Here is a 25,304-nt window from a genome sequence, read left to right on the forward strand (position 1 = left end):
GAACGGCATTCTCTTTGGCGAGACGTTGAGAGAAAAACTCACCTGGCCTATTCAGGTGAAACCGATAGGGTTAGCGGTGACTAACTTATTGAAAAACAGGTCAGCGACATCTGAAAGTGAGGGATAACTATGCCAGGCAACCCCGTTTCGACCCGCATCGTCCTTGCCTCGCGCCCCTCTGGCAAACCCGTTGTGGGGAACTTCCGGCTTGAAGACGAGCCGCTGCGGGATATCGCCGAGGGCGAAGTTCTTTTGCAAATTCTCTATCTCTCCCTTGATCCCTACATGCGCGGCCGCATGGATGAAGCCAAATCCTATGCCAAGCCGGTCGAGATCGGTGGGGTGATGGAGGGCGGAACGGTTGCGAGAGTTCTGCACTCACGCAACGCTGCGTTCAATCCCGGCGATATCGTTCTCTCCCATTCCGGATGGCAGAGCCATGCAGTTGCGCATGGCAGCGACCTGAGGAAACTCGACCCGGACCAGGCGCCGGTTAAAACGGCGCTCGGCATTCTCGGCATGCCTGGATTTACCGCCTATGCCGGCCTGCGCAACATCGGGAAGCCGAAGGCCGGAGAAACGGTTGTGGTTGCCGCCGCCAGCGGTGCTGTTGGCTCGGCGGTTGGCCAGATCGCCAGAATTTTCGGCGCCCGCGCCATCGGCATCGCCGGTGGACGCGAGAAATGCGATTATGTGCGCGACCAGCTTGGTTTCGACGCCGCGATCGACCATCGGTCCAGCAATTTCGCCGCAGAACTGAAAGCCGCTTGCCCCGATGGCATCGACGTCTATTTCGAAAACGTCGGCGGCCACGTGTGGAGCGCGGTATTTCCCCTGCTCAACGATTTCGCACGCATCCCCGTTTGCGGGCTGATCGCGCATTACAATGAAGACCGTTCCGCGCCCGGCGCACAGGATCAACTCCCGGCCGTCATGCGCGCCATCCTGCGCAAGAGCCTGACGATCAGAGGCTTCATACAGCGGGAATTTTCCGACCAGCGGGCCGATTTCTACAGGGAAGCCACAGCCTGGATTGCCGATGGCCGGCTGAAATACAAGGAGGATATCATCGAGGGCCTGGACAATGCTCCAGACGCCTTTATCGGCCTGCTCGACGGACAGAATTTCGGCAAGCTGATCGTCCGCGTCGCCGCCTGAGCAAGGGGTCTCACCGGCCACTGGCGTCAAGCCGGAGGCGCTTTTGTGGAAGTAAATTTACCTGTCTTGAAAGACAAAAAGAGAATGGTGGGTGATGTAGGGTTCGAACCTACGACCCGCTGATTAAGAGTCAGCTGCTCTACCAACTGAGCTAATCACCCGCCAGAACCGCTTCGTTTGCGGCCTCTAGAACCACATTGCTGTGGTGTGATGCGGCGTATAATGGGGTTCGCCGGGCTTGTCTAGTTCCGCCGGTGATTTTCTTTCGGATTTCTTGAAAAAATCTGTGTGGGCTGTTTAGAGGCTGTTTTTCAAAGATAAAGTTCACCGGCCGCGATCTTCACCGCCTGTCCGCCGATCCGGGCCGTGCTGATTTCGCCGCCGGAGACGTCGATATGAAGGTGCAGCAGCGATGGGCGCCCCATCTCCACGCCCTGCTCGACCAGGAACGGGTGATGGCCGTCGATCAGCCGATCGAAACTGTGGATGGCGCCGGAAAAGGCGGCAAGCGCGGAGCCTGTCGCCGGGTCCTCGGCAATGCCCATGGCGGGAGAAAACATCCGCGTGTGGAAGCGTGCGGCATGGTTGACGCCGCCGCGGCAATAGAGATAGGCGGCGGCGAGCCGGCCTTCGGCGATCGGGGTGATCTGCTCCCACTGTGCTGCGTCGAACTCCACGGCGGCGGCCGCGCTCACATCGTGAACCGGGATCGTCACGAAAGGGACCCCGGCGCTCCAGAACGAGGGCACATGGTTTTCAAAGCCGATCTGCGTCGCCTTCAGGCTGAATGCATCGGCGATCGCCTGCCGGTCGAATTTGGCATCGAGCCGCACCGATTTGCGTGGCACGTCGAATTCAGCGAAGGTCGCCTCGCCTGCGCGGCCGCGCACGGCGCAGCGCACCGGGCCGACATTTTCCTCCAGCATCTGCACGAGGTCATAGTCTTTATCGTCAAACGAGCGTCCATCTTCCGCTAACGCAACAGCGGCGCCCACCGTCGGGTGGCCGGCGAACGGCAGTTCATAGGCGGGCGTGAAAATCCGCAGTTTTGCGGCATGCCCGGTTTTTTGCGGCGGCTGCAGAAACACCGTTTCCGACAGATTGAACTCGCCGGCAATCGCCTGCATCGCGGCATCGCTGAGGCCATCGCCGTCAAAGACAACGGCGAGCGGATTTCCCTCCAGCCTGTTGGCGGTGAAAACGTCGTAGATTGCATAGCGACGCGCCACGATGGTCTCCCTTTGCTGTTTTCAGGTACCAGACCTTGCATGGCAGGTCGCTCCCGGCAAGCGCAAAAGCGTCACTTTACGGTGCCGAAAACCCATTGCAGAACCGGCGGCATGAAGGGCGGATACGGATGCTGCCCGGGATCGGCGGTGCGGATGGCAAGGGCGGCGTCGATTTCCGGCTCCGGATCGGCAGCGATATGAGCGAGAATCCTGTCGATCAGCTCGGCCGCAGTCTCCTCAAAATGATAGGCACGAAACAGGGTCACGGCGTCCTGATGGCGCAGACCATGGAAACCGGAGACGCTTTTGGCGTCCGATAGCGCAAGACCCGTTTCCTCCATCACCTCGCGCGCCATATTGCCGTCGATATCGCAATATCCGCCGCTGATGTCATCGGGATCGAGCGAGCCCGCAGCGCAATAGACACGGCCCGGATTGGCGGTGTGCTGGCCCATGCGAATGGCGATCACCGCACCGTCCGAAGATACGATCACCGGCAGGCCGAACAGATGCAGCGCTGCCCCGGCCGGGCGGGTCTTGCGCCAGAGCAGAAACGCCGAGAAGGGAACGATATGGCAGGTGCCAGACAAAGCGCCGCCGCCAAGCTCCAGTGCCCGCATCAACAGCATGCGGCCGTCAAACAAGGCAGGATTGGCCGCCACCTCATGGTCCCAGTTGGCGGTGATTTCCGCCTCACGCGCAAGACAGAAGGGATGCGGCGCGTCCGACACTTCGACTTGGATGCGATCGACCGGAAAGATCAGCCGATCGCCGGGCCATGTGGATAACGTGCTTGTCATGGGTTCACAAAATCCGCTCTGAAAGGTTCATATGTCCAGCGAAATGACCACCGGGCAGTGATCGGAGGCTTTCGGCCGGTCCCATCCGGTTCTCGGATAGCGTTCGACCTCCTGCCCCATCGGAAAGATCGTCCGGTAGGGCTGGCCGCCGCGGATGATTTCGGGCACGCTCGCGGGATTGCGCTCGGCAAGCGCCTTGGACAGCCAGATATAGTCGAGCTGGCAAAGATGCCGCTCCAGTGGCCCGCGGCTGTGAAACAGCGTCCAGCGGTCGAGCTCCGGGCGCCGGCGCATGACGTTTTCCACAAAGCCGTCATGGCTGAACACATCCAGCGCGCTTTCGGCCTCCTGGCGCGGCTCGAAACGATAGCCGGTGCGCCGGTCGCCGAGCACATCGACACGCTCCTGATAATCATTCATGTCGCCGCAGATCGCGAACATCTTGCCGTTCAGATGATCGGCGCCAAACCTGTTTTCGACGATGCGGCGGACGGCAGCCACCTCGGCAGCGCGCACCGGCATGGTGGCCGTGCGTCCATCCAGCCCGTCGCGCGCCGGGCCCATCGACTTGAAATGCACGACAAACAGCGTGAACGGCCGGCCGCCGATGCGGAAATCCAGCTCCAGGCAATCGCGCTTGAAAATGCGGTCGCCGGGCACGTTGGTGAGTGCCAGGGCATCGTTGAACAGGTTGAAATCGGCGTAAGTGACACCGGCATGCGATTTGACATCGACGCATTCGATCTTCTGGCCGTCGCGGGTCTCCTCGCGCACAAGAACCGCAACATCGATCCCCCGGCTGTCATTGCCCTCGATCAGATATTTCTGCCGGTAGCCATTGCCGACCATGCGGAAGAGATAGCCGTATTCGAAGGCCTGCAGCGCCGCCATATTGTCGGCTTCCTGCAGGCAAAGGATATCGGCGTCGCAATCGGCAATGGCGAGCGCCGACATCTGCCGCGTGTCATCGGTATAGGCGATGGTGCGGGCTTCCTCCAGCCGCTGGTATTCCGCCTCGGTCTTGACGTCGAAGAGCCTGAGAACGCGATCCTGCTTGAGGTTGTTGCGAAAGCCGGAAAAATCGAACCGGCTCATCAGGTTCTCGATATTGAAGGTGGCAAGGCGAAGGGTCATCAGCAGTTTCCGGATGCAATCGCGGCGACTTTAGCCAATCAACCGCAAAAGGCGAAGGCCTTTCTCCGTCTGCCAATCCGGCCGGATGATGGGCTGCACCGGGGCCATTTCTGGGGTGATCCGGAGGGAGCGAATAATTGATCCTGACAGGCCGTTTCCCACTTGCAAGATTGGCCGGCGGGATGCACGGCACAGGGAGAGGAATGGACATGTCAAATTGGAAACGCACGGCCACGGCGGTGATATCGGCCCTGGCCTTCCTCGGTCTTGGCGCGGCAACGGCCCATGCCGACAGTTTTGGCGCGATCTCGCTTTCGCCGAAAACAGGCGCGACAGGCTGGTCGTACGACTATTCCTCGCGCTCGGAGGCCGATGAGGTGGCGCAATCGCATTGCGACCGGAATGCCGGCGATTGCCGGGTTGCGATCTGGTTCAAGAATGGCTGCGGAGCGGTGGCGCGCGGGGCAGACGGCGGCTGGGGTTCCAACTGGGCGCCGGGAAGCCGGCGGGCGCAACGCGCTGCACTTGCCGCCTGCTCCAATCATTCCGACAGCTGCCGGGTGATCCGCTGGCAATGTTCCGGCGCCAACTGATTAATCACAAAAGCCATGCCTGCCGGATCACGAATGGCTGCAGGACGCCGCAATCCATCGGATGCGTGGCATAGGCCTTGAGGCCTTGCCCGCCGGCGGTGCGAAGAGATAGGGCAAAGCGCTCGCCCTCGAAGACGCAGGCTATCACCTGCAGCAAAATCCCGGCCGGGTCCGCTACCACATGTTCGGGGCGCACCAGCACGGCGCGGCCTGGGGCCGACGTCCGGCGGAAGGCTGTTTCGATCGTTGGCCATGACAGGAGACGCGGGCCGTGCTCCGGCAGCGCGAGATCCAGAATGGCACCCTGCCCGACCAGCCCGCCGACCACCCGGCCTTCCGGCCGGGCATAGATATCCTGCGGCGAGGCAACTTGTATCAACCGCCCTTCGGACATGACGGCAATGTCGGTCGCCAGCGCCATCGCCTCGCCCTGGTCGTGGGTCACGTAGATCATCGTCGCGCCGGACCGGGCATGGAATTCGCGAAAGGTCTCTTCCATTGCAGCCTTCAGGTGGCGGTCGAGATTGGCCAGCGGTTCGTCGAGCAGCACCACGTCCGGCGCGGTAACAAGGCAGCGGGCAAGCGCCACGCGCTGTCTTTGACCGCCGGACAGATCGGCCGGACGCCGCTCGGCGAAATCCTCCAGCCGCACGACCGAGAGCGCCTCCATGACGCGCGCCTGCCATGCGGCGCCGGTGATGCCACGCACTTTCAGCGGATAACCGACATTCTCAGCCACGGTCATATGCGGCCATAGCGCATAGGATTGAAACACCATCGCCATGTTGCGTTTTTCCGGCGGCAGCGCGCCGCTGGCATCGGCCAGCGTACGCTCTCCCAGCACGATCGACCCGTCGCTCGGCTGCTCGAAACCGGCGATCATGCGCAGCACCGTCGTCTTGCCGCAACCGGATGGGCCAAGCAGGGCCAGGAAGCCGCCTTCGCGTACGGTAAGCGACACATCGGAGACCGCAGGCCGGCCGGTGCCGAAATCCTTGCTGAGGTGATTGAGGATCAGTTGCGCCATGGCAGTACGCCTCTTGGAAGGTGTTTCGCCAGCATTTCCAGAGCGAGCATCAGGATGACCACCATGATGACGACGAGCACGGAGAGCGCCGAAGCCAGATCGGAACTGCCGCTGTCGTCGAGATTGAAGATCGCCACGCCGAGCGTTTGCGTGCCCGCCGACCAGAGCAGTGCCGACACCGTCAACTCGCTGCAGGCAATGAGGAAGACGAGAATGACCGAAGCGCCAGCAGCAGGCGCAATGAGCGGAACGAGAATGTCGCGCATGCGCCGGCCAAAGCCTGCGCCGGAAAGCCGGGCGGCCTCTTCGAGCGAGGGATCGAGCTGCAGGAAGGCGGCGGCTACGGGCTTGAGGCTGACGGCAAAGAAGCTGGAGAAATAGGCAATCAGGATGATCCAGATCGTGCCGTAGATCGAGACGTTGACGAGCGGCAACGGTGCGGCAAACAACAGGATGAACGCCACGGCCAGCACGATGCCGGGAAGCGCATAGGGAATTTCGATGAGGCCGGTAATAAGATCGGCCAGTTTTCCGGGGCGGCGGGCAAGCAGATAGGCGGTGAGCACCGTGACCAGCAACAGCCCGCAGGCCGTGGTCCCGGCCAGAAACAGCGAATTGGCAAACGCCGTCAGCGTCACGGACTGGCGAAACAGGATCTCGCTATAGGCATGCAATGACATGGTCTGGATATTGAGCGGCACGCCATAGGCGGGGACCAGCGAGCTGGCGACGAGAGCGGCGAGCGGTGCGGCAAGGACGAAGAACAGCACCAGTGAAAACCCAGCCTCCGCGATTGAACGCAACGGACCGAGCGCGAAGGCCGCACTCTGGCCCGACAGCCCGATGATGCGGTAATCCCTGCCCCGCAAAGCCCGCTGCTGGATCACCAGACCGAGCCCGGCAATGACGGCGATCACCATCGAAAGCTGCGCCATCTCGGCAAACGTGCCCGCGCCAAAACTCGAAAGGCGGCTGTAGATCAGCGTCGGGAGTACGAAGATCGATGCAGGAATTCCAAGGATCGCGGGAATGCCGAAATTGCCGACGCCGGACACGAAGGCAATCGCCGCCCCGGCGATCAGGCCGGGCACTGCCAGCGGAAAGATGATGTCGCGAAATACCCGCATCGGCGCGGCTCCGGAAAGACGCGCAGCCTCGACACCGTCGCGCGGCAAGGCTGCAAGCCCTGCCTTGAGCGCCAGAAACACCAGTGGCGCATGTTGCACGCCCAGGAGCAGCATGATCCCGCCCAGTGAATAGAGCGGCTGTGGACTGCCCAGCGGCGGCGCAATGCCGAGCGTCTTCAACAGCGGGCTGGCCGGCCCGGACATCTGCACCCAGGCCAGCGCCGTCACCTGCGGCGGGATCATCATCGGCAGCACGAAGGCGAAGCTGAAAAAGCCTTTCGCGCGGATATCGGTGAGCGTCACGACGAAGGCAAAACTCGCCCCGAGCACAACGGAAATCACCATGCCGCCGGTGGCGGTCATCAGCGTGTTGCGGATGGCAAACCAGGTGGAAGGCTCCGAAAACAGGCCGGTGGCTTTCCCCTCAAGGGAGAAACGCAATCCGACATAGAGCAGCCGTGCCAGCGGCAGGCCGCTCAGCAGGCACACGGTGATAACAACGAAAGGAAGCAGCCAGGCGGGCTGGCTGCTTCGATTGGCAGATCGTCTGGGCATGGGAACCGATCAGTTGGTGCCGAAGATGCCGGAGAAGGTCTTCAGGTCGCCTTCCGAGTTCTTCACGGCTGCGGCGGCATCGATTGGCAGAACCTTGATACTGTCGCGCGCCGGAAAGCCTTCCGGAAGGGCGACGCCATTGCGGGCCGGAATATAGCCGAGCTTGACGGAAACCTGCTGGCCCGGTTCGGACAGGAGGAAATCGACGAATTTCTTGGCCGTATCGACATTCCTGGCCGTCTTGAGAATCGCGACCGGCTCGGTCACGGCACTGACGCCTTCCGCCGGAAACACGAACTCGACCGGTGCGCCCTTGGCCTTTTCGCGGATCGCCATGAAATCGACCACCATGCCATAGGCCTTCTCCCCGGTGGCAACCGCCTTCAGCACGCCGCCATTGCCGCCTGCGGCCGTGGCGCCGTTTTCGGCCAGTGCCTTGTAGTAGTCCCAGCCAAAACCGTCGATGCCGGTCAGCGTCTGGGCATGGATCAGCGCAGCGCCAGAGGTGAGCGGGCTCGGCATTGTCACCAGACCCTTGGCTTCCGGCTTGGTCAGATCCTTCCAGCCGGCCGGCTTCAGCGATGCCGCCGTGTTGTAGATGATGCCGGTGGTGATCATCTTGGTCGAGTAATAGGCGCCATCGGCATCATAGAGCGCCGCATCGTAGTTGGCAGCCTCCGGCGACATGTAGTTCAGGAGCTGGCCTGCTTCCTTCATCCGCTGCAGCGTCACGGTATCGGCAATCAAAAGTACGTCGGCAACCGGATTGCCGGCCTCGATCTCGGCCATCAGCTTGGCCATGATCTTGGTCGTGCCATCGCGTACCCATTCGACATCCACGCCCGGATTGGCGGCCTTGAAGGCATCGACGGTGGCCTGCGCGTCCTCGTTCGGCTGGCTGGTGTAGAGCACCAGGTTTTCGGCATGCGCCGAAACGGCGATCAGGCTGGCGGCAACAAGTGCGGTGAACGCACCAAGCAACGTCTTCATCGGTCTTCATCCCAAGTGAACAGATGGAGGGATGGATAGTGGCGGCACTTGACAGGCATGTGACACTGCCTGCGCAACCGGCGGCGAATAAACAGCCCGCCACAAGCGTCTTGTGGATAGATAGCCGGATAATCCGATGAACATTACTGGGTGGATTGCCGCTCAGCCGCCTAAACCTGTTGAATATATTAGAAATATCTGCAATCCGGTCCGGGCGCATGTGGCGGGGCCAAGGGGACATCGATGAGCAAGACAACGTCATGGGGCGCGCGGCTGCGCTATGAGTTCGACAAGAGCATGGCGGCGGGATCGATCGCGCTGATCGGCTGGCTGGCGATCATCTCGCTGATCGTCATCATCATCGCCGGCGCGTTCCTGGCGCTGACCCAGATCGCGCCGGAAGGTGGCCAGCCGGTGAGCTTCATCGAAGGCGCCTGGGAATCGCTGATGCGCACCATGGATGCCGGAACGATGGGCGGCGATCTCGGCTGGAGCTTTCGCGGCGTTTCGCTGTTTGTGACCATCGCCGGCATCTTCGTCTTCTCGGCCCTGATCGGCGTCTTGAGCTCAGGCCTTGAAAACAAGCTGGACGAGTTGCGCAAGGGCCGCTCGCAGGTGTTGGAAAACGACCACACGATCATTCTCAACTGGTCGCCCTCGATCTTCGACGTGATTTCGGAACTGGTGATCGCCAATAGCAGCCGCAAGAAGCCGCGCATCGTCATCATGGCGAGCAAGGACAAGGTCGAGATGGAGGACGAGATCGCCACCAAGGTGGCAGACCTCAAGAATACCAGGATCATCTGCCGCAGCGGCGATCCGACCGACCTCTACGACCTCAATATCGTCAATCCGGAAACCTCGCGCTCCGTCATCGTTCTGTCGCCCGAAGGCGACGATCCGGATTCGCAGGTGATCAAGAGCGTGCTGGCACTGGTCAACGCCCCCGGCCGCCGCGCCAAGCCCTACCAGATCGCCGCAGAAATCCGAAACAGCAAGAATGCCGAAGTGGCCCGCATCGTCGGCGGCAACGAGCTGCAGCTCATTTTGGCCGACGACCTGATTTCGCGCATCGTCGTGCATTCCAGCCGCCAGTCCGGCCTGAGCGCCGTCTATTCCGAGCTGCTCGATTTCGACGGCTGCGAAATCTATACGCTGGAGCAGCCCGACATCACCGGCAAGAGCTTTGCCGCCGCTGTCATGGCCTATGAAACATCGACGCTGATCGGCCTCTGCGATGCGGACGGCAAGGTTCATCTCAACCCGCCGCCCGGCCGCATCTTCAAACCGGGCGAACGCGCCGTCATCATCGCCGAGGACGATGCCGCCATCAAATCCGGCGGCAACGACATCCATATCGAGAAAGACGCGATCCTGGCACCGGAAGCACGCAAGCAGGGACCGGAGCGCACTCTCCTGCTCGGCTGGAACCGGCGCGGACCGATCATCACCTTCGAATTGTCGCGATACGTCGCACCGGGCTCGCTGCTGACAATCGCCGCCGATACGCCTGAGCTTGAAGACGATATCGCGGCCCTGAAGGTCGCCAGCGGCAATATGGCCGTCGATTACCGCATCGTCGATACCAGCAACCGCGCCGAGCTTGATGCGCTGGATATTCCAAGCTACGACCACGTCCTGGTGCTCGGCTATAGCGACCATATGACCCCGCAGCCGGCCGACACCCGCACGCTGGTCACCCTCCTGCAGCTGCGCAAGATCGCCGAACATGCCGGCCGCCATATCAGCGTCGTCAGCGAAATGACGGATGTGCGCAACCGCGAGCTGGCCGAGGTCACCCGCGCCGACGATTTCGTCGTCAGCAACAAGCTGGTCAGCCTGATGCTGGCACAGGCGTCGGAAAACGAGCGCATGGCCGCGATCTTCGACGAGCTGCTCGATGAGGACGGATCGGAAATCTACATGCGTCCGGTCAGCGATTACGTCTCGATCAACGAACCCGTCACCTTCTACACGATCTGCCTGGCAGCCCTGCGGCGCGGCGAAGTGGCGATCGGCTACCGCCGCCAGCGTGACGAAGACGCCGACCAGCGCCGCCTCGGCGGAGTCACGGTCAATCCGGCAAAGTCGGCAAAGCTGCAATACAACGCCGCCGACCGCGTCATCGTGTTGGCGAAGGACTGAACGGCGATGGGAAAATCAGGGGGTGGTCAACGGCCCACCTCTTCCATTTCGCAGGACTGCGACTAGCTTAGCCTGGGCTTCGCATGTCAAACAGATCGGGACATCACCATGGACTATCGTCTTCTCGGCCGCTCCGGCCTCAAGGTTTCGGCACTGACCGTCGGCACCATGACCTTTGGCGGCAAGGGCTGGGCCAAGACCGTCGGCGACCTCGGCGTTGCGGAAGCCCGCAAGCTCGTCGACATGTCTCTGGATGCCGGCGTCAACCTGATCGATACGGCGGATGTCTATTCGCAGGGTGTCTCCGAGGAAATCGTCGGTGAGATCATCGGCAAGCGCCGCGAGGGCGTGCTGCTTGCAACCAAGGCCCGTTTCCCGATGGGCGAAGGTCCAAACGATGCCGGATCATCGCGCCATCATCTGGTGCGCGCCTGCGAGGCGAGCCTGAAGCGGCTGAAGACCGATGTCATCGACCTCTATCAGTTGCATGAATGGGACGGTCTCACACCGCTGGAAGAAACCATGGAAGCGCTCGATATGCTCGTGCGCCATGGCAAGGTGCGCTATATCGGCTCCTCCAATTTTTCCGGCTGGCATATCATGAAGGCGCTCGGCGTCAGCGCGGCTGAGCATCGCCAGCGTTTCGTCAGCCAGCAGATCCATTACACGCTCGAAGCCCGCGAAGCCGAATACGAGCTTTTGCCGGTCTCCATCGATCAGGGGCTCGGCGTGCTTGTCTGGAGCCCGCTTGCCGGCGGCCTGCTCTCCGGCAAGCACCGCCGCGACAAGACGGCGGAAGGCTCGCGGCAGCTGGCCGGATGGGATGAACCGCCGATCCGTGATGAGGACCGGTTGTGGAATATCGTCGATGTCCTCGTCGAGATCGCCGAAAGCCGCAATGTTTCCGGCGCGCAGGTTGCGCTCGCCTGGCTGATCGGCCGCAAGGCCGTCACCTCCGTCATCATCGGCGGCCGTACGGAAGCCCAGTTCAAGGACAATCTCGCCAGTGCGGAACTGATCCTCACCGAAGACGAACGCCAGCGCCTCGACGATGTCAGCGCCCCGCCGATCCTCTACCCTTATTGGCACCAGGTCCGCACGGCCAAGGACCGGCTTGGAGAGGCTGATCTGTCCCTGCTTGGACCGCATGTATAGGCGCTAGGCCTTCTCAAATCGTTGTCAGCAACAGGCTGGTCTCGGATTTGGAGACCCCGTCCAGAGCCCGGACATGACGCAGGACACGGTCGAATTCGGACAGATTTTCGGTTTCGATTTCGGCCACCAGATCCCAGGCGCCATTGGTCGTGTGCAGCGCCCGGATCTCCGGGATGCCGCGCAGCACCTTGACCACCGAGATGGTTTTCTGACCGGTAATCTCGATCAGCATGACGGCGCGGACGGCGTGCGGGTCTTCGGCCGCTGCAATGCGCACGGTAAAGCCGGCTATGACCCCATCGGCGGTGAGCCGGTCGATCCGGTTTTGCACCGTACCGCGCGATATTTTCAACAGCTCCGCCAGCTTCGAGATCGAAGCGCGGCCATCGGTTCTCAAGATTGCCAGCAAGCGGCGGTCGGTATTGTCCATGACGTCATGCCTTCGATCGTACGCCTCGTGTCATTATGCCAGCATACCCTGTCATTTCGCCAAAAATATCAAGCATATTTCCATAAAATTGCCATTTCGCTTCAAGGGGCCGCCCGCTAGAGTTCATAAGCCTGATCCCATGAGGCCATTCGCAAAGCTAGAGGATAGACCGAAATGCCGTCTGCCGACCGACCATCCCTTCGCAATTCCCTGTCCCGCGCCGGCGCGCTTTCGATTGAAATGACGCGCTGGCCGAGTGTCACGGAAAGCGATGGCGAAGCCGCATTTTCAAGCTGCCTGACGGACCTGCTCGGCGCCACATCCTATTTCCAGAAGCATCCGGAAAACCTTCTGGCCATCGACAGCCACGGAACGCCGGCGCGGCAGAATGTGCTGGCGCTGGTGCGCGGCAAAGGCCGCCGGTGCTTGGTTCTCGCCGGGCATTTCGACACGGTGTCGATTGCCAATTACAGCTCCTTGGTCTCGCTTGCCTGCGAACCGGAAGCCCTCACTGCAGCCCTGATCGACGAGCTCACGGTGAAGACCCGCAATCCGGCCGAAGAAAATGCGCTGGCCGATTTGCTGACCGGCAATTTCCTGGCCGGCCGGGGCCTGCTCGACATGAAGAGCGGCCTGGCCGCCGGCATTGCCGCCTTGGAGCGCTTTGCGGAACTGGATGAACCGCCCGGCAATCTGCTGTTCGTCGCAACGCCGGATGAGGAAAACCGGTCGCGCGGCATGCGGTCCCTGCGCGACGCCCTGCCCACGATTGCGCAAGAATTCGATCTCGACATCATCGGCGGCATCAATCTCGATGCCAGCGGCGATGATGGCGACGGCGAAGAAGGCCGCGCCGTCTATCTCGGATCGGTCGGCAAGTTTTCGCCGTTTGCTTTCGTCGCCGGCCGTCCCACCCATGCCGGCTATGCCTTCGACGGCGTCAGCGCCCATCTGATCGGCGCCGAAATCATGCGAGCCATGGAGATGAACAGCGCCCTCTGCGACAAAGCCCATGGCGAGATCTCCCCCGCCCCGGTCTGCCTCGAGGCCAAAGACGTCCGCCACGGCTACGAGGTGACGACCCCGGCGCATGTCTGGCTGTCATTCAACTGGCTGACGCATCAGCGCACGCCGGAAGACGTTCTGACCGCGTTCCACGCCCTTGCCACCGCAGCCGTGCGCACGGCGCTGGATGCGCAGGCGCGCAACGCAAAAGCCTTCTTCGAACGCCAGGGTTCGGGCCGCGCAGAATCCCATGAGGGACAGGTCCTCACCTATGCCGAGCTCTACCAACTTGCCCTATTGCATGGCGGAGAGGCGGCAGTTGCCCGGCTAAGGGCGCTCGACCAGTCGCTGGCAGACGGCGAAGACCCGCTATCGATCACACGCCAGATCGTTGCGGCAACGCTCGCCGAAGCCGGCCTCGAAGGCCCGCTGGTGATTATCGGTTTTTCGACACTGCACTATCCGCGCGTGCATCTGGACAGCGCCGCAGACCACGGCAGAACATTCGAACACACCATCATGGCGGCCGCCACGGCATGCGCGAAACGGCACAAGACAAGCATCAAGCCCAAACAGTTCTTCGCCGGCATTTCAGACATGAGCTTCTTCGGCCATCGGCCAGCCGCCGGACAGACACAGCTTCTTTCAGACAACACCCCCTGCTCGGCCTTCGTCGACCAGGCACCAGACGGACTTCTGTCTTATCCCGTTGTCAATATCGGCCCCTGGGGCCGCGACTACCACCAGAAATGGGAGCGCGTCCACATGCCCTACACATTCGAAATCCTGCCCGACATCATCTACGAGGCGGCTCTCGCCTGCCTTTCAGAGGAAGATTAAGCGGCTGGCTGACTTTACCGGCTGCTTGCGCTGTCACGGCAACAATTCACTTGCATCAGACCAATGGCACCGCAGGGACATTCGATAGAGTTTTTTCAATGCGTTTCGTGAAAGCAATCGTCACGGTTGAAATTTCAACCCGCCGTTAGTATTTCATCCTTAAATTCCCGCAATGTTATCACTACGATAGATTGCGGAAATTTACAAAATGTGGATTTTTTGGAAGGCGGACCGGTCGGAACCGACACGTCCTTATTGGATGATCTGGGCGGCGATATTTGCAATCGCGGTCCTCAACATTGCCGTGAAAACATTGGACGAGGACAAAAAACTGATCCTTTATGGATTTCCGCTTCTGTTCCTCATCTTGATCGCCGCCGGTTTTGGCAGGAAGCTGTCCAACGGACGCCCAACCAGCGGGTGGTGGCTTCCTTTGATCCCGCTATCGATGCTGATGATCTGGTATGTCTTCGTGCGGATTTTCGGCTATTTCTCCCTTGCTCCGATCCTGTTCCATTTTCAATACGACATGGAATCAAACGGTGTTGTGAGTTCTGTGGCGTTTCAGATAGCGCTGGAATTGCTGCCGTTCATCTTGGTGTTTGTATGCTGGCGGCAGGCCGCGCGTGGCCATCACGGGATGCAGACGCTTGGCAGTTGGCTGACCGTTCCTTGCCTCTTGCTTAATCCGTTTACGCTTGGAATTGGCGATCATGTCATGCGCGCCAATGCTTCCGATCAAACCAACCTCATGGACCATTTCAGCGATGCTTCCTTGGCTATGAGGCCGCAAGGCCAGCAACCCAATCTGATCCAAATCTATCTCGAAAGCACCGAGCGGACCCTTTGGGACGAAAGCCTGTTTGGAAAAGCGGCATCGCCTTTGAAACGTCTGGAAAACCGGGGTTTCTCGGCAACCGGCATCGCCGAATCGGAAATGACCAATTGGACACTCGCGGGCCATGTTGCCAGCAACTGCGGAACACCATTGCTGGGCTTGGGCGCGATCGACCGCAATGACTTTGGCAACGTTGATGCCCTGCTTCCAAAAGCCGTATGTCTCAGCGATATTCTGGTCCGTGACGGCTATAATCTGACGTTTATGAAGGGCGCAAAGCTTGAATTTGCCGGAACCGACGGATTCGTAAGCGCGCATAGCTATCAAAAGGGAATTGGCTACGAACAGATCGGGGCAAACTACCCTATACGTGTCAACGCACTGGGAGTGCCCATCAATCCGTGGGGTATCGACGACGAGGATCTGTTCGATGCCGCCTTCAAAGAAATCACCGCCCTGTCCGGCTTGAAAAAACCCTTTGGTGTGACGATGACCACCATTGGCGGACATAGCCCTGCGGGTTACATCTCGCGCAGCTGTCTTGCCAATCCCGATGTCATGGCGCTGCCAAACAAAACGTTGCAAGCCTTCTATTGCACCAACAAACTTGCTGAGGCCTTCATCGACAGATTGGGCAAGACAGGTCTTCTGAAGAACACAGTCGTCGTCGTTCAGAGTGATCATCTCGCCATGCGCAACGAAATCTACCGGCAATTGAAAAGCAAAGACCGGAAAAACACATTCATCCTCCTGAAGGATGGGCTTGCGCCCCAGCTCAACGCAACCGCAGCAACCATGGTCGATACCTATCCGACACTGCTGGAAGCGCTCGGCTACACCCTTCCTGGCCGAAAAGCGGCCCTTGGCGTTTCTCTTTTGTCCGGTCAAACGACACTGGCCGGGCAAATGGGGCTGAACCGGCTGAATGATGCAATTCTGTCAGATTATGCGGTGCGCGACCGGCTGTGGGGGATCGAACCCAGCATGTAGAAGCGAGCCTTCCAGAAGCGGCTAAAATACCAAATATTGGGGCAACGTGCTCAGCGATGCCCCAATATCAACGCTCTGATTGAGCGGGACTATGCAGCAATCGCTGCCGCCTCTTCGCCGATCAGGCGGCCGAGGCGGGAGATGCCTTCTTCAATCATGGCCTCGTCGGCGCAAGAGAAGCTGACGCGCAGCGTGTTGGCGCCGGAGCCGTCGGCGAAGAAGGCCTTGCCGGGAACGAAGGCGACCTTGGCCGTGACCAGCGATTTGGCGAGAAGGTCGGCGCCGTCCATGCCCGCCGGCAAAGTCAGCCAGACGAACATGCCGCCTTCCGGAACCGTCCAGCTGACACCGTTCGGCATGTATTTTCCAAGTGCTGCCAGCATGGCGTCGCGCCGCTTGCTGTAGACGGCCCGGATCTTGTTGACCTGCGCGTCAAAGCCGCGCTCGGCCACATGGCAGATGGCCATCTGGTTGATGGTTGAGGAATGCAGGTCGGCCGCCTGCTTCATCAGAACCAGCTTACGGATGATCGGCATGGCCGCAACCACGAAACCGACGCGAAGCCCTGGCGCCAGAGTCTTGGAGAAACTGCCGCAATAGATCGTCCTTGTGTCGTTGATTGACCCCTTGCGGGCGATCTCGAGCGCCAGCATCGGCGGAACGGCCTCGCCGTCGTAGCGCAAGGACTGATAGGCGGCATCCTCGATCACGGCGATATCCAGCTCCTCGGCAAGATCGAGGACCTTTTCGCGCGCGGCCAGATCCAGCGTTTCGCCAGTAGGATTGGCAAACTCGGCCGACATATAGGCAAATTTCACCCGCCCGCCGGCTTCCGCTGCCACATCGCGATAGGTCTGCGGCGTGCGGTTGCCGCCAGGCGACAGCTGATCATAAGACGGCTCATAGGCATTGAACGCCTGCAGCGCGCCAAGATAGGTCGGCCAGGTGACCAGTGCCGTATCGTTGGGCGAGAGGAACAGCTTGCCGAGATAATCGAGTGCCTGCTGCGATCCGGATGTGATCAGGATGTTCTCCGGCTCGCACGGGATGCCGATCGCGGCCATCCGGCCAGCCAGCCATTGGCGCAGCGGCAGATAGCCTTCGCTGACAGAATATTGCAGCGCGGCGCTCACCGTCGGGCCACCGAAAATATCGGCATAGGCAGTCTTGAACTCTTCGTCCGGAAACAGCGCCGGATCCGGAATGCCGCCAGCAAACGAGATGATGTCGGGACGGTCCAACAGTTTCAGCAATTCGCGGATTTCCGAGGCGCGCATCCGTGAAGACCGCGTCGCGAAGATATTTTCCCAATCGAGCATGGAAGTTTCCTCAGATTATGCTTTTTGCGGAGCACATCACGCCGCGCCTATTAAGTCAATAATGCTGACCTATACTGAGGCGTGAAGATGCATTTTCTGCGATCAGCCGGCCACCGGCAGCGCCTTCAGGCGCTCGACAGCGGCGGCGCCCAGACTATTCTGCGTGTAGCATGTCAGCAACTGTTTGCCCTGCGACAGGCTGATATCCTCTTCCGAATGTCCGCGCCGCAGCCATATGCCATCCAGCATGGCGGCAAAACCGAGCACGAACGGATCGATTGCAGCCCGCTCCACCGCAGGCACCAGCGCAGATGCCAGATTGGAATGAAGCCGCCGGTAAAACAGCCTTTGCAGCCGGGCATAACGCGCATTATGCCCGGCTGCGGCGTAAAACGACACCCAGGCATTGGCCGTGGTGCGCTCGAACCGGCTTTCCGGAAAATTACCGTCGATCACCGCAATGATCCTGTCCCAGCGGGTAACAGCGCCGCGCAGCCGCACGACCACATCATCCATCAGGATGCGGTTTGCATGGCGGACCATCTCGAACAGGACCTCGTCCTTGTCCTTGAAATAATAGGTCAGAATCCCCTGCGACATGCCAGCCTCCTGGCATATGCGCGTGGTCGTCAGTCCTTTAAGCCCATCCTTGATGAAAATCCGGTAGGCCGCCTCGATCAGCTCGATGCGGCGGATTTCCTCGATGCGTTTCTTCTGCTTTTTCGGTTGTGCGCTCATGCGTTTTCAATATCTGAAAGATTTTTTGTACGCTCTAACAAATTTTTATTTTGACAAAAAATATTGTTGACCTATCGTTTCCAGCAATACCTAAAAAAAGGGGAATGGATATGAACGCATGCAAGCTTGCTCTCGCCGCGCTCGGCGCAACCCTGTTGCCGCTTTCGGCCCATGCCGCGGAGGCGGAATCCTGCCGCGCCGTGCGCATGTCGGATCTGGGCTGGACGGATATCTCGCTGACCAACACCACAGCGGCCGTCATGTTGACGGCGCTCGGCTACCAGCCCACCCAGACGCTTCTTGGCCTCAACGTGACCTATGAAATGCTCAAGAGCAAGCAGCTCGATATTTTCCTCGGCAATTGGCGGCCGGTCCAGGACGAGCAGTTCAAGGCCTATTTCGACGAGAAGTCGGTGGAGCCGCTGGCCACCAATCTCGAAGGCGCTAAATTCACCCTTGCGGTCCCGACCTATGTCGCTGCGGCCGGTGTCAAATCCTATGACGATCTCGCCGCCCATGCCGACAAGTTCGACCGGAAGATCTATGGGATCGAACCGGGATCGAACCAGCCGCTGCTCGACATGATCACCGCCGGAAACCACCAGCTCGCCGGTTGGGAAGTGGTCGAATCCAGCGAAGCAGCCATGCTGATGCAGGTGGCCAAGACGGCAAAGACCAAGGACTGGGTCGTGTTCCTCGGCTGGGAACCTCACCCGATGAACCTGATGTATGACCTGACCTATCTCTCCGGCGGCGACAAGGAATATGGTCCGAATTTCGGCGGCGCGACGGTGCGCACCATTGCCCGCGGCGGTTATGCGGCGGAATGCCCGAATACGGCCAAGCTGTTTGCCAATCTGGTGTTCGACCTCACTTATGAAAATGTCGGCATGGACCTGATTTCGAACAAGGGTTTGTCTGCGGAAGACGCTGCCAAGCAGATGATCAAGGACCATCCGGAAAAGCTTAACAGCTGGCTTGCCGGCGTCACCACCTTCGACGGCGCGCCCGCCCTTGCCGCAGTGCAGGCCGCCCTGGGGCTTCAGCCGTGAGCGTTATCCAGGATTTCATGAATGCGGCGGTGCTTGAAGCTTATGACGCGCCGCTGCAACAGCGCAAAGTCCCCGTCCCGAGACCCGGCCCCGGCCAGATCCTCGTCAAGCTGAAGGCCTGCGGCGTCTGCCATTCGGATGTGCACATCTGGAAAGGGCATGTCCGCCCGCCATCCGATCCCGTCCCCTTCATCCTCGGCCACGAGGGTGTCGGCACCGTCCTTGCCACCGGGCCGGGCGTCACCGGCTGGCAGATCGGCGCCAGCGCCGGCGTGCCCTGGCTGCATGATACCTGCTGCCATTGCGACGAATGCGCGGATGGCATGGAATCCTTTTGCCAGAACCAGCGGGCGCATGGCCTGAATGTGCCGGGCGCCTTTGCCGAATATGTGATCGCCGATGCCGCCTATGCCGTCCCGTTACCGGATGGCCTCGATCCGGTGGCGTTGGCACCGATCATGTGTGCCGGGGTGACCGCATATGGCGCGGTGAAACGCTCAGGCCTTCGCTCTGGCGAAACCTGTGCGATTTTCGGCTGTGGCGGCCTTGGCCTCTACGCGGTCCAGATTGCCGCCAGGCTTGGCGCACGCGTCATCGCTATCGACCGGGACCCAGCCAAGCTTGAGCTTGCAAGCCGCTACGGTGCAGCCCTCACCCTGCTCGCCGACGGTGCGCTGACGGAAACGCTGGGTACGCCCACGTACAAAAGCCATGTCTGCATCAACTTCGCCCCCACCGCCGCAACCTGGGCGCCGATGATAGCAGCGATCCGGCCACGCGGCCGTATCGTCGCGGCAGCATTGGTGCCGGACCCTGTCCCGGTCAGCCAGGAATGGCTGACGGCAACCGGCGTCGTCATCACGGGAACGAGCGTTGGAACACGGGAAGAGATGCGCGCGGTCGTCGACCTTCACGCTGCAAAACCGCTGGAGAACGACATCGTGCCGATCGCGCTCGAGGGCGTTTCGCGCGCGCTGAGCGAACTCGACCAAGGCAAGGCCGCCGGCCGCTTCGTCATCACCTATTAGGACCGTCCCTTAGAGCCGGGCAAAGGCGATCAGGGCATCAGGCTTCGTGATGCCCGACCATGCTCAATCCGATCAGGAGCACGATGGCACCCACGATAAAAGCGTCGAACATGGCGAAATGATAGAAGAACGTTGTCATAGCAGTATCCTCCTGGCGAATAGAATACTCCTAAACTGGCAATTTTCCAAATATTACTTGTAAAAACGAAAGAGGCCGGGAGATACCCCCGGCCTCTTCAGTATTACGCAAGTGCAATACGCTAATTTTGCTTTGCAGCAATATTAGTTCTTGGCCTTGTCGACCAGCTGGTTCTTGGCGATCCACGGCATCATGCCGCGCAGCTTGGCGCCGACTTCTTCGATCTGGTGGTTGTCGTTCATGCGGCGGATACCCTTGAAGCGGGCTGCACCCGAACGGTATTCCTGCATCCAGTCGGAGGTGAACTTGCCGGTCTGGATGTCGGTGAGAACGCGCTTCATTTCAGCCTTCGTTTCCGCCGTGATGATGCGCGGGCCCGAGACATATTCGCCCCACTCTGCCGTATTGGAGATCGAGTAGTTCATGTTGGCGATGCCGCCTTCATAGATCAGGTCGACGATCAGCTTGACTTCGTGCAGGCACTCGAAATAGGCCATTTCCGGCGCATAACCGCCTTCGACCAGCGTTTCGAAACCGGCGCGGATCAGCTCGACGAGACCGCCGCACAGAACGACCTGTTCGCCGAAGAGGTCGGTTTCGCACTCTTCCTTGAAGTTGGTTTCGATGATGCCCGAACGGCCGCCGCCGACGCCGCAGGCGTAGGAGAGAGCGAGATCAAGCGCGTTGCCCGAAGCGTTCTTTTCAACGGCAACGAGGCAGGGAACGCCGCCGCCCTTCTGGTACTCGCCGCGAACCGTGTGGCCGGGGCCCTTTGGTGCGATCATGACGACGTCGAGCGTGTCCTTCGGCTCGATGAGGCCGAAATGAACGTTGAGGCCGTGAGCAAAGGCGATGGCAGCACCATCACGGATGTTGCCAGCGATGTCGGCCTTGTAGATGTCGGCCTGGAGTTCGTCCGGGGTCGCCATCATCAACAGGTCGCCCCACTTGGCGGCTTCGGCAACGGTCATGACCTTGAAGCCATCGGCTTCGGCCTTCTTGATGGTGGCGGAACCGGCCTTGAGCGCGATGACGACGTTGGTCGCGCCCGAATCCTTCAGGTTCAGCGCGTGCGCGCGGCCCTGGCTGCCGTAACCGACGATAACGACGTTCTTGGACTTGATGAGGTTGAGATCAGCATCACGATCGTAATAGACGCGCATTGTAATTTCCTTCCCTTTGCTTGTCTCTTCTAAACTCTTCCGGCCGCCCTCAGGACTGTGCCGAACTTTTTTCACTGCCGTAGAGGCGCAGAAAGGCGGATACCGCCTTCTGCGCTCTGCGGCCGAAATCCTTGGCCAAACGGCCGCTATCCTCACCGAGCAGCATGCGCAGATGCAGGTCGGAAACGATCAGGCCGTAGAGCGTATCATAGGCATCGTCGCGACCATCGAACACCAGCAGTCCGGCGTCGCGACCCGCTTCGAGCAGCGCCCCTGCCCGTTTGCCGATCTGCCGGCGGCCGCGCTCCTGCAGCATGGATCCAAGCTTGGAACCATCGCGGCTCGCCTGCCCGATCGCCAGCCGGTTGAGCGCCAGCGACACATCGCCGGCCAAAACCTCCAACAGGTCGCGCGCAAACAGCACCAGATGCTCCTGCAAAGTCACTGATGTCAGCGTTTCGGCGGTATCGTCGAAGGTCCGGACCTTGCTGGCCTGAAAGCCGATCATCGCCGACAGGAGACCGTCGCGATCGCCGAACCATTTATACAGGCTTTCCTTCGAGCAGTTGGCCGCCCGCGCCACGCCCGCCGTCGTCAGAGCCTTCTCGCCGCCATCGACCAGCAGACGCAGCGCGCTGTCCAGAACATCATTCTGGCGCGGCGAATAGTCCGGCTGGTGCGGGTGGGCGGCAAGCTGCAAGAAATCGTCCTTATCAACAGTACCGTACGGTACGGTTCGCCGCTTATGCCGCAAAGAGCTGGACCGGTCAACCCCGTTTGCGATGGAATTTGAGGAAGCAGAGAAAGCGCAAACAAACCCTCCACACCGCAAACAGAAGCCCCCCTCAAGGTCGAAAGAATAATCACCGCCAGCCCCAAAAATGGACACCTCAGCGCCATCAGGTCCCGTTCCGTTTCGGGGTATGCTCGGCTAGTGTGCGGCCCCAGACACACTATAGCCCGGAGTTTTCATGCCCCGCCTGCCCATATCAGCCCTGCTCCTGTCGGCGACGCTTGCCTTCTTCCCCGTAGCCGCCGCCGCTCAATCCGACGAGGAGGTCTATAACCGCATCGAATCCCTGCATGGCAATGCCGGAGACCTCAGCGAACCGCTGCTGAGCCTCGTGGAAGCGATGGGCAGTGATGACGCGGCAACGATCGCCGGACTTGCCGAATATCCGCTGCGGGTGGCGGCCAATGGCGAAAGCTACGAGATCCAGAACGCCGACGATTTCATCGAGAATTTCGACACGCTGGTGACGCAGGATACCCGCGATGCGGTCGCCGGCCAGAGCTTCGCACAGCTCTTCGTCAACAGTGACGGTGTGATGCTGGCCGACGGTGCCGTCTGGATGAGCAATGTCTGCGACACCGGTGATTGCAGTTCGTCCCATTGGGCCGTGATCAGCATCAACAATTGAACGCCTGGGGGAAACCATGCGCTTTGATATTATCGCGTCGATAGCCGTCATTGCTCTTGCCACCACAACGCCGGTGCTTGCCGCCGGAGACGCGCCCTATGCCGGGCGCTGGGATTGCGACGTCGCGACCTTCAGCTTCACGGTGGATAGCTACGATGCCGGCGAAGGGCCGATGCCGATCCGCAAGGTCGAAAAGCAGGACGGCAACTATATCCTCTCCTTCGACGGCAACTACCAGATCGGCCTTTCAAGCGTCACGCCAACGTCGATGCAATGGCTGTCGATGGCCAGCGGCGACATGTTCGACTGCAAACGCCTGAAGCCCTGATGAGCAGGGCGACCTCAGCCAACCCGGCAGCGTTCGGCCAGAAAATCGAGAAACACCCGCACCCGCGCCGGCATATGGCCGCCCTGCCCGAGAAAGATCGCGTGCACCTCTTCGCTGTCTGATGCCGCAAATGCCTCCAGAACAGGCAACAGCCGGCCTGCCGCGAAATCGCGCCGCACCTGAAAATCCGCAAGCCGCGCTAACCCGGCGCCCGACAGCGCCAATTCCCGCAACGCCTCGCCATCGCTCGCCTGGATGCTGCCCACCGGCTTGATCACCCGGTCCACGCCATCGATGCAGAATGGCCAGCCGCCGCTTGCGCGGACATAGTTCGGACCGAGCAGATTGTGATCAGCCAGATCGCCGGGATGCCGGGGCATGCCCTTGCGTTCGAGATAGGCGGGTGCGGCAGTGATATGCATCTTCACGGCACCAAGCCTGCGCGCCATCAGCGCCGAACTCTTAAGCGGCCCCGCCCGCACGGCGACATCAGTGCGATCGTCAAGTAGATCGACGACGTGATCGGTGAGCGACAGGTCGAGCGAGACCTCGGGAAACTGCGCCAGGAATTCGGGAAGCACCGGCAATAGCATGTGGCGGGCAAATGGCACATTGGTGCTGACGCGAATGCGGCCGCTCGGGCTGTCGGGGGTAGCAGCCGCCCGCTCCGCCTCATCGAGATTGGCCAGAACTTGCACGCCATGTTCGTCGTAGCGGCAGCCTTCCGGCGTCAGCTGCAGCTTGCGCGTCGAGCGGTTGACCAGGCGGGCGTTCAGCCGGGTTTCCAGCCGCGTCACCAGTTTGCTCACCGCAGACGGCGTCATGGCAAAATCACGGGCGGCGGCCGAGAAGCCACCGAGATCGACCACCCGCACAAACACTTCCATTTCGCCGGAGCGATTGATATCGAACCGCGCCATTGTGCCGTCACCTCACAAATCCTATGCCTTAGCGTTGTCTAGTTCTCAAATCGGCGCGCGTCCATATCTGATCCATCGACACATAGGAGACTGTCATGGACCAGCACAAAACCGCACTCATCGTCGGCGCCAACGGCGTCATCGGCGGCAATCTCGCCCGGCATCTCGAAACATTGAACGATTGGTCGGTAATCGGCCTGTCGCGGCGCGGCGGGCAATCGACCGGGAAGATCCGGCATATCTCCGTCGATCTGCTCGATCCCACAGATTGCTTGAACAAACTCGCCGATCTCACGGGCGTGACTCACATTTTCCACGCCGCCTACCAGGAGCGCCCGACCTTCGCGGCGCTGGTCGCGCCCAATCTTGCCATGCTGGTTAATACCGTCACCACAATCGAAAAAGTGGCGCGGAACCTTGCCCATGTCAGCCTGATGCAGGGTTACAAGGTCTACGGCGCCCATCTCGGCCCCTTCAAGACGCCGGCCCGCGAAGACGAAGACAATCACATGCCGCCGGAATTCAACATGGACCAGCAGGCCTTTCTGCAAAAGCAGCAGCAGGGCAAGTCCTGGACCTGGTCGGCGCTGCGCCCCTCCGTCGTCATCGGCACCGCCACCGGCAATCCAATGAACCTGGCGATGGTGATCGGGCTCTATGCGGCGATGTCGAAGGAACTCGGCCTGCCCCTGCGCTTCCCCGGCAAGCCCGGCGCCTACGATACGCTGCTCGAAATGACCGATGCCGGCCTTCTGGCGAGGGCAACCGTCTGGGCCGCCACCCATCCGCAATGCGCCAACCAGGCCTTCAACATCACCAATGGCGACCTGTTCCGCTGGAACGAGATGTGGCCGAAGATCGCCCGCTTTTTCGACATGGAGACGGCGGCACCGCTGCCGATGTCGCTCCATGGGGTGATGGCGGACAAAGCCGCACTCTGGCAGACGATGAAAGAAAAATACGGGCTTGCCGATCACCCCTATGAGGCCGTCTCGTCCTGGGGTTTCGGCGATGCGGTGTTCAGCTGGAACTACGATTTCTTTGCCGATGGCAGCAAGGCACGGCGGCTGGGCTTTCACGGCTACGTGCAGACCGACGAGATGTTCCTGTCGGTTTTCCGCGAGATGCGTGCCCAGCGGATCATTCCGTAATCCAACGATGCTTCGGCCATCCGGCATCC

Annotated in this window: 23 protein-coding genes and 1 tRNA gene; 11 read left to right on the top strand and 13 right to left on the bottom strand. The window is 60.6% G+C overall.

The genetic code is table 11. The features are described from left to right. The first annotated feature begins 129 nt into the window (after positions 1-129). Positions 130-1,158: an NADP-dependent oxidoreductase gene (locus ASD32_RS23640; RefSeq protein WP_060640480.1), complete on the top strand. Its 1,029-nt coding sequence runs from the start codon at positions 130-132 to the stop codon at positions 1,156-1,158. Between the two features lie 85 nt (positions 1,159-1,243). On the opposite strand, the gene ASD32_RS23645 is transcribed toward ASD32_RS23640, so the two are convergent. The 4 genes from ASD32_RS23645 to ASD32_RS23660 all read right to left on the bottom strand — a co-directional run bounded on the left by ASD32_RS23645 (position 1,244) and on the right by ASD32_RS23660 (position 4,321). After that, positions 1,244-1,319 (bottom strand) — tRNA-Lys (locus ASD32_RS23645). Between the two features lie 150 nt (positions 1,320-1,469). Further along, complete coding sequence (locus ASD32_RS23650; protein ID WP_060640481.1) at positions 1,470-2,387, bottom strand: PhzF family phenazine biosynthesis protein; 918 nt, start codon at positions 2,385-2,387, stop codon at positions 1,470-1,472. Between the two features lie 71 nt (positions 2,388-2,458). Continuing rightward, positions 2,459-3,187, bottom strand: a complete 729-nt coding sequence (locus ASD32_RS23655; RefSeq protein WP_060640482.1) for a hypothetical protein — start codon at positions 3,185-3,187, stop codon at positions 2,459-2,461. 27 nt (positions 3,188-3,214) lie between these two features. After that, a complete protein-coding gene (locus tag ASD32_RS23660; RefSeq protein WP_060640483.1) occupies positions 3,215-4,321 on the bottom strand; it encodes an endonuclease/exonuclease/phosphatase family protein in 1,107 nt (368 codons plus the stop codon). 209 nt (positions 4,322-4,530) lie between these two features. On the opposite strand from ASD32_RS23660, the gene ASD32_RS23665 reads away from it, so the two are divergent. Continuing rightward, positions 4,531-4,914 (top strand): DUF4189 domain-containing protein, encoded by a 384-nt coding sequence (locus ASD32_RS23665; RefSeq protein WP_060640521.1) that lies wholly within the window; start codon positions 4,531-4,533, stop codon positions 4,912-4,914. A 4-nt stretch (positions 4,915-4,918) separates the two neighbouring features. Here ASD32_RS23665 and ASD32_RS23670 read toward each other — a convergent pair whose 3' ends face one another. The 3 genes from ASD32_RS23670 to ASD32_RS23680 are packed head-to-tail and all read right to left on the bottom strand — an operon-like array spanning position 4,919 to position 8,613. Then, positions 4,919-5,941: an ABC transporter ATP-binding protein gene (locus tag ASD32_RS23670; protein WP_060640484.1), complete on the bottom strand. Its 1,023-nt coding sequence runs from the start codon at positions 5,939-5,941 to the stop codon at positions 4,919-4,921. Then, a complete protein-coding gene (locus ASD32_RS23675; protein ID WP_060640485.1) occupies positions 5,929-7,623 on the bottom strand; it encodes an iron ABC transporter permease in 1,695 nt (564 codons plus the stop codon). Before ASD32_RS23675 ends, ASD32_RS23670 begins: the two co-directional genes overlap by 13 nt. Before the next feature lie 9 nt (positions 7,624-7,632). Next, on the bottom strand, positions 7,633-8,613 hold the full coding sequence (locus ASD32_RS23680; RefSeq protein WP_060640486.1) for an ABC transporter substrate-binding protein: 981 nt from the start codon (positions 8,611-8,613) through the stop codon (positions 7,633-7,635). Between the two features lie 243 nt (positions 8,614-8,856). On the opposite strand from ASD32_RS23680, the gene ASD32_RS23685 reads away from it, so the two are divergent. Next, entirely contained in the window at positions 8,857-10,758 is a 1,902-nt protein-coding gene (locus ASD32_RS23685; RefSeq protein ID WP_060640487.1) for a hypothetical protein, read from the top strand. 108 nt (positions 10,759-10,866) lie between these two features. Further along, positions 10,867-11,913 carry an aldo/keto reductase gene (locus ASD32_RS23690; protein WP_060640488.1) on the top strand — a complete coding sequence of 349 codons (1,047 nt, stop codon included), beginning with the start codon at positions 10,867-10,869 and terminating at the stop codon, positions 11,911-11,913. Between the two features lie 13 nt (positions 11,914-11,926). Here ASD32_RS23690 and ASD32_RS23695 read toward each other — a convergent pair whose 3' ends face one another. Beyond that, entirely contained in the window at positions 11,927-12,343 is a 417-nt protein-coding gene (locus ASD32_RS23695) for an Lrp/AsnC family transcriptional regulator (RefSeq protein ID WP_060640489.1), read from the bottom strand. A gap of 174 nt (positions 12,344-12,517) precedes the next feature. Between ASD32_RS23695 and ASD32_RS23700 the strand changes: the two genes are divergently transcribed. Together ASD32_RS23700 and ASD32_RS23705 are read left to right on the top strand one after the other, a co-directional pair. Further along, a complete protein-coding gene (locus ASD32_RS23700; RefSeq protein WP_060640490.1) occupies positions 12,518-14,188 on the top strand; it encodes a M20/M25/M40 family metallo-hydrolase in 1,671 nt (556 codons plus the stop codon). 208 nt (positions 14,189-14,396) lie between these two features. Then, the gene (locus ASD32_RS23705; RefSeq protein ID WP_060640491.1) at positions 14,397-16,016 is read left to right on the top strand and encodes a sulfatase-like hydrolase/transferase; all 1,620 of its coding nucleotides are present in this window, start codon (positions 14,397-14,399) and stop codon (positions 16,014-16,016) included. Between the two features lie 89 nt (positions 16,017-16,105). On the opposite strand, the gene ASD32_RS23710 is transcribed toward ASD32_RS23705, so the two are convergent. Beyond that, entirely contained in the window at positions 16,106-17,335 is a 1,230-nt protein-coding gene (locus ASD32_RS23710; RefSeq protein ID WP_060640492.1) for a PLP-dependent aminotransferase family protein, read from the bottom strand. 102 nt (positions 17,336-17,437) lie between these two features. Next, positions 17,438-18,073 (bottom strand): transcriptional regulator BetI, encoded by a 636-nt coding sequence (gene betI / locus ASD32_RS23715; RefSeq protein WP_060640493.1) that lies wholly within the window; start codon positions 18,071-18,073, stop codon positions 17,438-17,440. 110 nt (positions 18,074-18,183) lie between these two features. On the opposite strand from betI, the gene choX reads away from it, so the two are divergent. Beyond that, positions 18,184-19,125 (top strand): choline ABC transporter substrate-binding protein, encoded by a 942-nt coding sequence (gene choX, locus ASD32_RS23720; RefSeq protein WP_060640522.1) that lies wholly within the window; start codon positions 18,184-18,186, stop codon positions 19,123-19,125. Next, on the top strand, positions 19,122-20,153 hold the full coding sequence (locus ASD32_RS23725) for an alcohol dehydrogenase catalytic domain-containing protein (RefSeq protein ID WP_060640494.1): 1,032 nt from the start codon (positions 19,122-19,124) through the stop codon (positions 20,151-20,153). The genes choX and ASD32_RS23725 overlap by 4 nt, the downstream gene beginning before the upstream one ends. A 282-nt stretch (positions 20,154-20,435) precedes the next feature. Here ASD32_RS23725 and ilvC read toward each other — a convergent pair whose 3' ends face one another. Together ilvC and ASD32_RS23735 are read right to left on the bottom strand one after the other, a co-directional pair. Continuing rightward, entirely contained in the window at positions 20,436-21,455 is a 1,020-nt protein-coding gene (gene ilvC / locus ASD32_RS23730; RefSeq protein WP_060640495.1) for a ketol-acid reductoisomerase, read from the bottom strand. 49 nt (positions 21,456-21,504) lie between these two features. Then, positions 21,505-22,155: a TetR/AcrR family transcriptional regulator gene (locus ASD32_RS23735; protein ID WP_060640496.1), complete on the bottom strand. Its 651-nt coding sequence runs from the start codon at positions 22,153-22,155 to the stop codon at positions 21,505-21,507. Between the two features lie 271 nt (positions 22,156-22,426). Between ASD32_RS23735 and ASD32_RS23740 the strand changes: the two genes are divergently transcribed. Both ASD32_RS23740 and ASD32_RS23745 read left to right on the top strand, forming a co-directional pair. Beyond that, entirely contained in the window at positions 22,427-22,876 is a 450-nt protein-coding gene (locus ASD32_RS23740; RefSeq protein WP_060640497.1) for a hypothetical protein, read from the top strand. 16 nt (positions 22,877-22,892) lie between these two features. Beyond that, a complete protein-coding gene (locus tag ASD32_RS23745) occupies positions 22,893-23,204 on the top strand; it encodes a hypothetical protein (protein WP_060640498.1) in 312 nt (103 codons plus the stop codon). 14 nt (positions 23,205-23,218) lie between these two features. Here the strand turns inward: ASD32_RS23745 and ASD32_RS23750 are convergent, their stop codons facing one another. Then, on the bottom strand, positions 23,219-24,124 hold the full coding sequence (locus ASD32_RS23750) for a LysR family transcriptional regulator (RefSeq protein WP_060640499.1): 906 nt from the start codon (positions 24,122-24,124) through the stop codon (positions 23,219-23,221). Positions 24,125-24,219: 95 nt separating this feature from the next. Here ASD32_RS23750 and ASD32_RS23755 point away from each other — a divergent pair, with 95 nt between their 5' ends. Next, a complete protein-coding gene (locus tag ASD32_RS23755) occupies positions 24,220-25,275 on the top strand; it encodes an SDR family oxidoreductase (protein ID WP_060640500.1) in 1,056 nt (351 codons plus the stop codon). Positions 25,276-25,304 lie beyond the last annotated feature (29 nt).

The sequence above is a fragment of the Rhizobium sp. Root483D2 genome (assembly GCF_001426685.1).
GTDB classification, from domain to species: Bacteria; Pseudomonadota; Alphaproteobacteria; order Rhizobiales; family Rhizobiaceae; genus Pararhizobium; species Pararhizobium qamdonense.

Coding starts and splice junctions, on each gene's coding strand:
- ASD32_RS23665 (WP_060640521.1), top strand. CDS start 4,531: ATGTCAAATTGGAAACGCACGGCCACGGCGGTGATATCGGCCCTGGCC.
- ASD32_RS23700 (WP_060640490.1), top strand. CDS start 12,518: ATGCCGTCTGCCGACCGACCATCCCTTCGCAATTCCCTGTCCCGCGCC.
- ASD32_RS23755 (WP_060640500.1), top strand. CDS start 24,220: ATGGACCAGCACAAAACCGCACTCATCGTCGGCGCCAACGGCGTCATC.
- ASD32_RS23660 (WP_060640483.1), bottom strand. CDS start 4,321: ATGACCCTTCGCCTTGCCACCTTCAATATCGAGAACCTGATGAGCCGG.
- ASD32_RS23740 (WP_060640497.1), top strand. CDS start 22,427: ATGCCCCGCCTGCCCATATCAGCCCTGCTCCTGTCGGCGACGCTTGCC.
- ASD32_RS23640 (WP_060640480.1), top strand. CDS start 130: ATGCCAGGCAACCCCGTTTCGACCCGCATCGTCCTTGCCTCGCGCCCC.
- ASD32_RS23675 (WP_060640485.1), bottom strand. CDS start 7,623: ATGCCCAGACGATCTGCCAATCGAAGCAGCCAGCCCGCCTGGCTGCTT.
- ASD32_RS23705 (WP_060640491.1), top strand. CDS start 14,397: ATGTGGATTTTTTGGAAGGCGGACCGGTCGGAACCGACACGTCCTTAT.
- ASD32_RS23685 (WP_060640487.1), top strand. CDS start 8,857: ATGAGCAAGACAACGTCATGGGGCGCGCGGCTGCGCTATGAGTTCGAC.
- ASD32_RS23695 (WP_060640489.1), bottom strand. CDS start 12,343: ATGGACAATACCGACCGCCGCTTGCTGGCAATCTTGAGAACCGATGGC.
- ASD32_RS23690 (WP_060640488.1), top strand. CDS start 10,867: ATGGACTATCGTCTTCTCGGCCGCTCCGGCCTCAAGGTTTCGGCACTG.
- ilvC (WP_060640495.1), bottom strand. CDS start 21,455: ATGCGCGTCTATTACGATCGTGATGCTGATCTCAACCTCATCAAGTCC.
- ASD32_RS23750 (WP_060640499.1), bottom strand. CDS start 24,124: ATGGCGCGGTTCGATATCAATCGCTCCGGCGAAATGGAAGTGTTTGTG.
- ASD32_RS23680 (WP_060640486.1), bottom strand. CDS start 8,613: ATGAAGACGTTGCTTGGTGCGTTCACCGCACTTGTTGCCGCCAGCCTG.
- ASD32_RS23655 (WP_060640482.1), bottom strand. CDS start 3,187: ATGACAAGCACGTTATCCACATGGCCCGGCGATCGGCTGATCTTTCCG.
- ASD32_RS23670 (WP_060640484.1), bottom strand. CDS start 5,941: ATGGCGCAACTGATCCTCAATCACCTCAGCAAGGATTTCGGCACCGGC.
- ASD32_RS23710 (WP_060640492.1), bottom strand. CDS start 17,335: ATGCTCGATTGGGAAAATATCTTCGCGACGCGGTCTTCACGGATGCGC.
- betI (WP_060640493.1), bottom strand. CDS start 18,073: ATGAGCGCACAACCGAAAAAGCAGAAGAAACGCATCGAGGAAATCCGC.
- ASD32_RS23745 (WP_060640498.1), top strand. CDS start 22,893: ATGCGCTTTGATATTATCGCGTCGATAGCCGTCATTGCTCTTGCCACC.
- choX (WP_060640522.1), top strand. CDS start 18,184: ATGAACGCATGCAAGCTTGCTCTCGCCGCGCTCGGCGCAACCCTGTTG.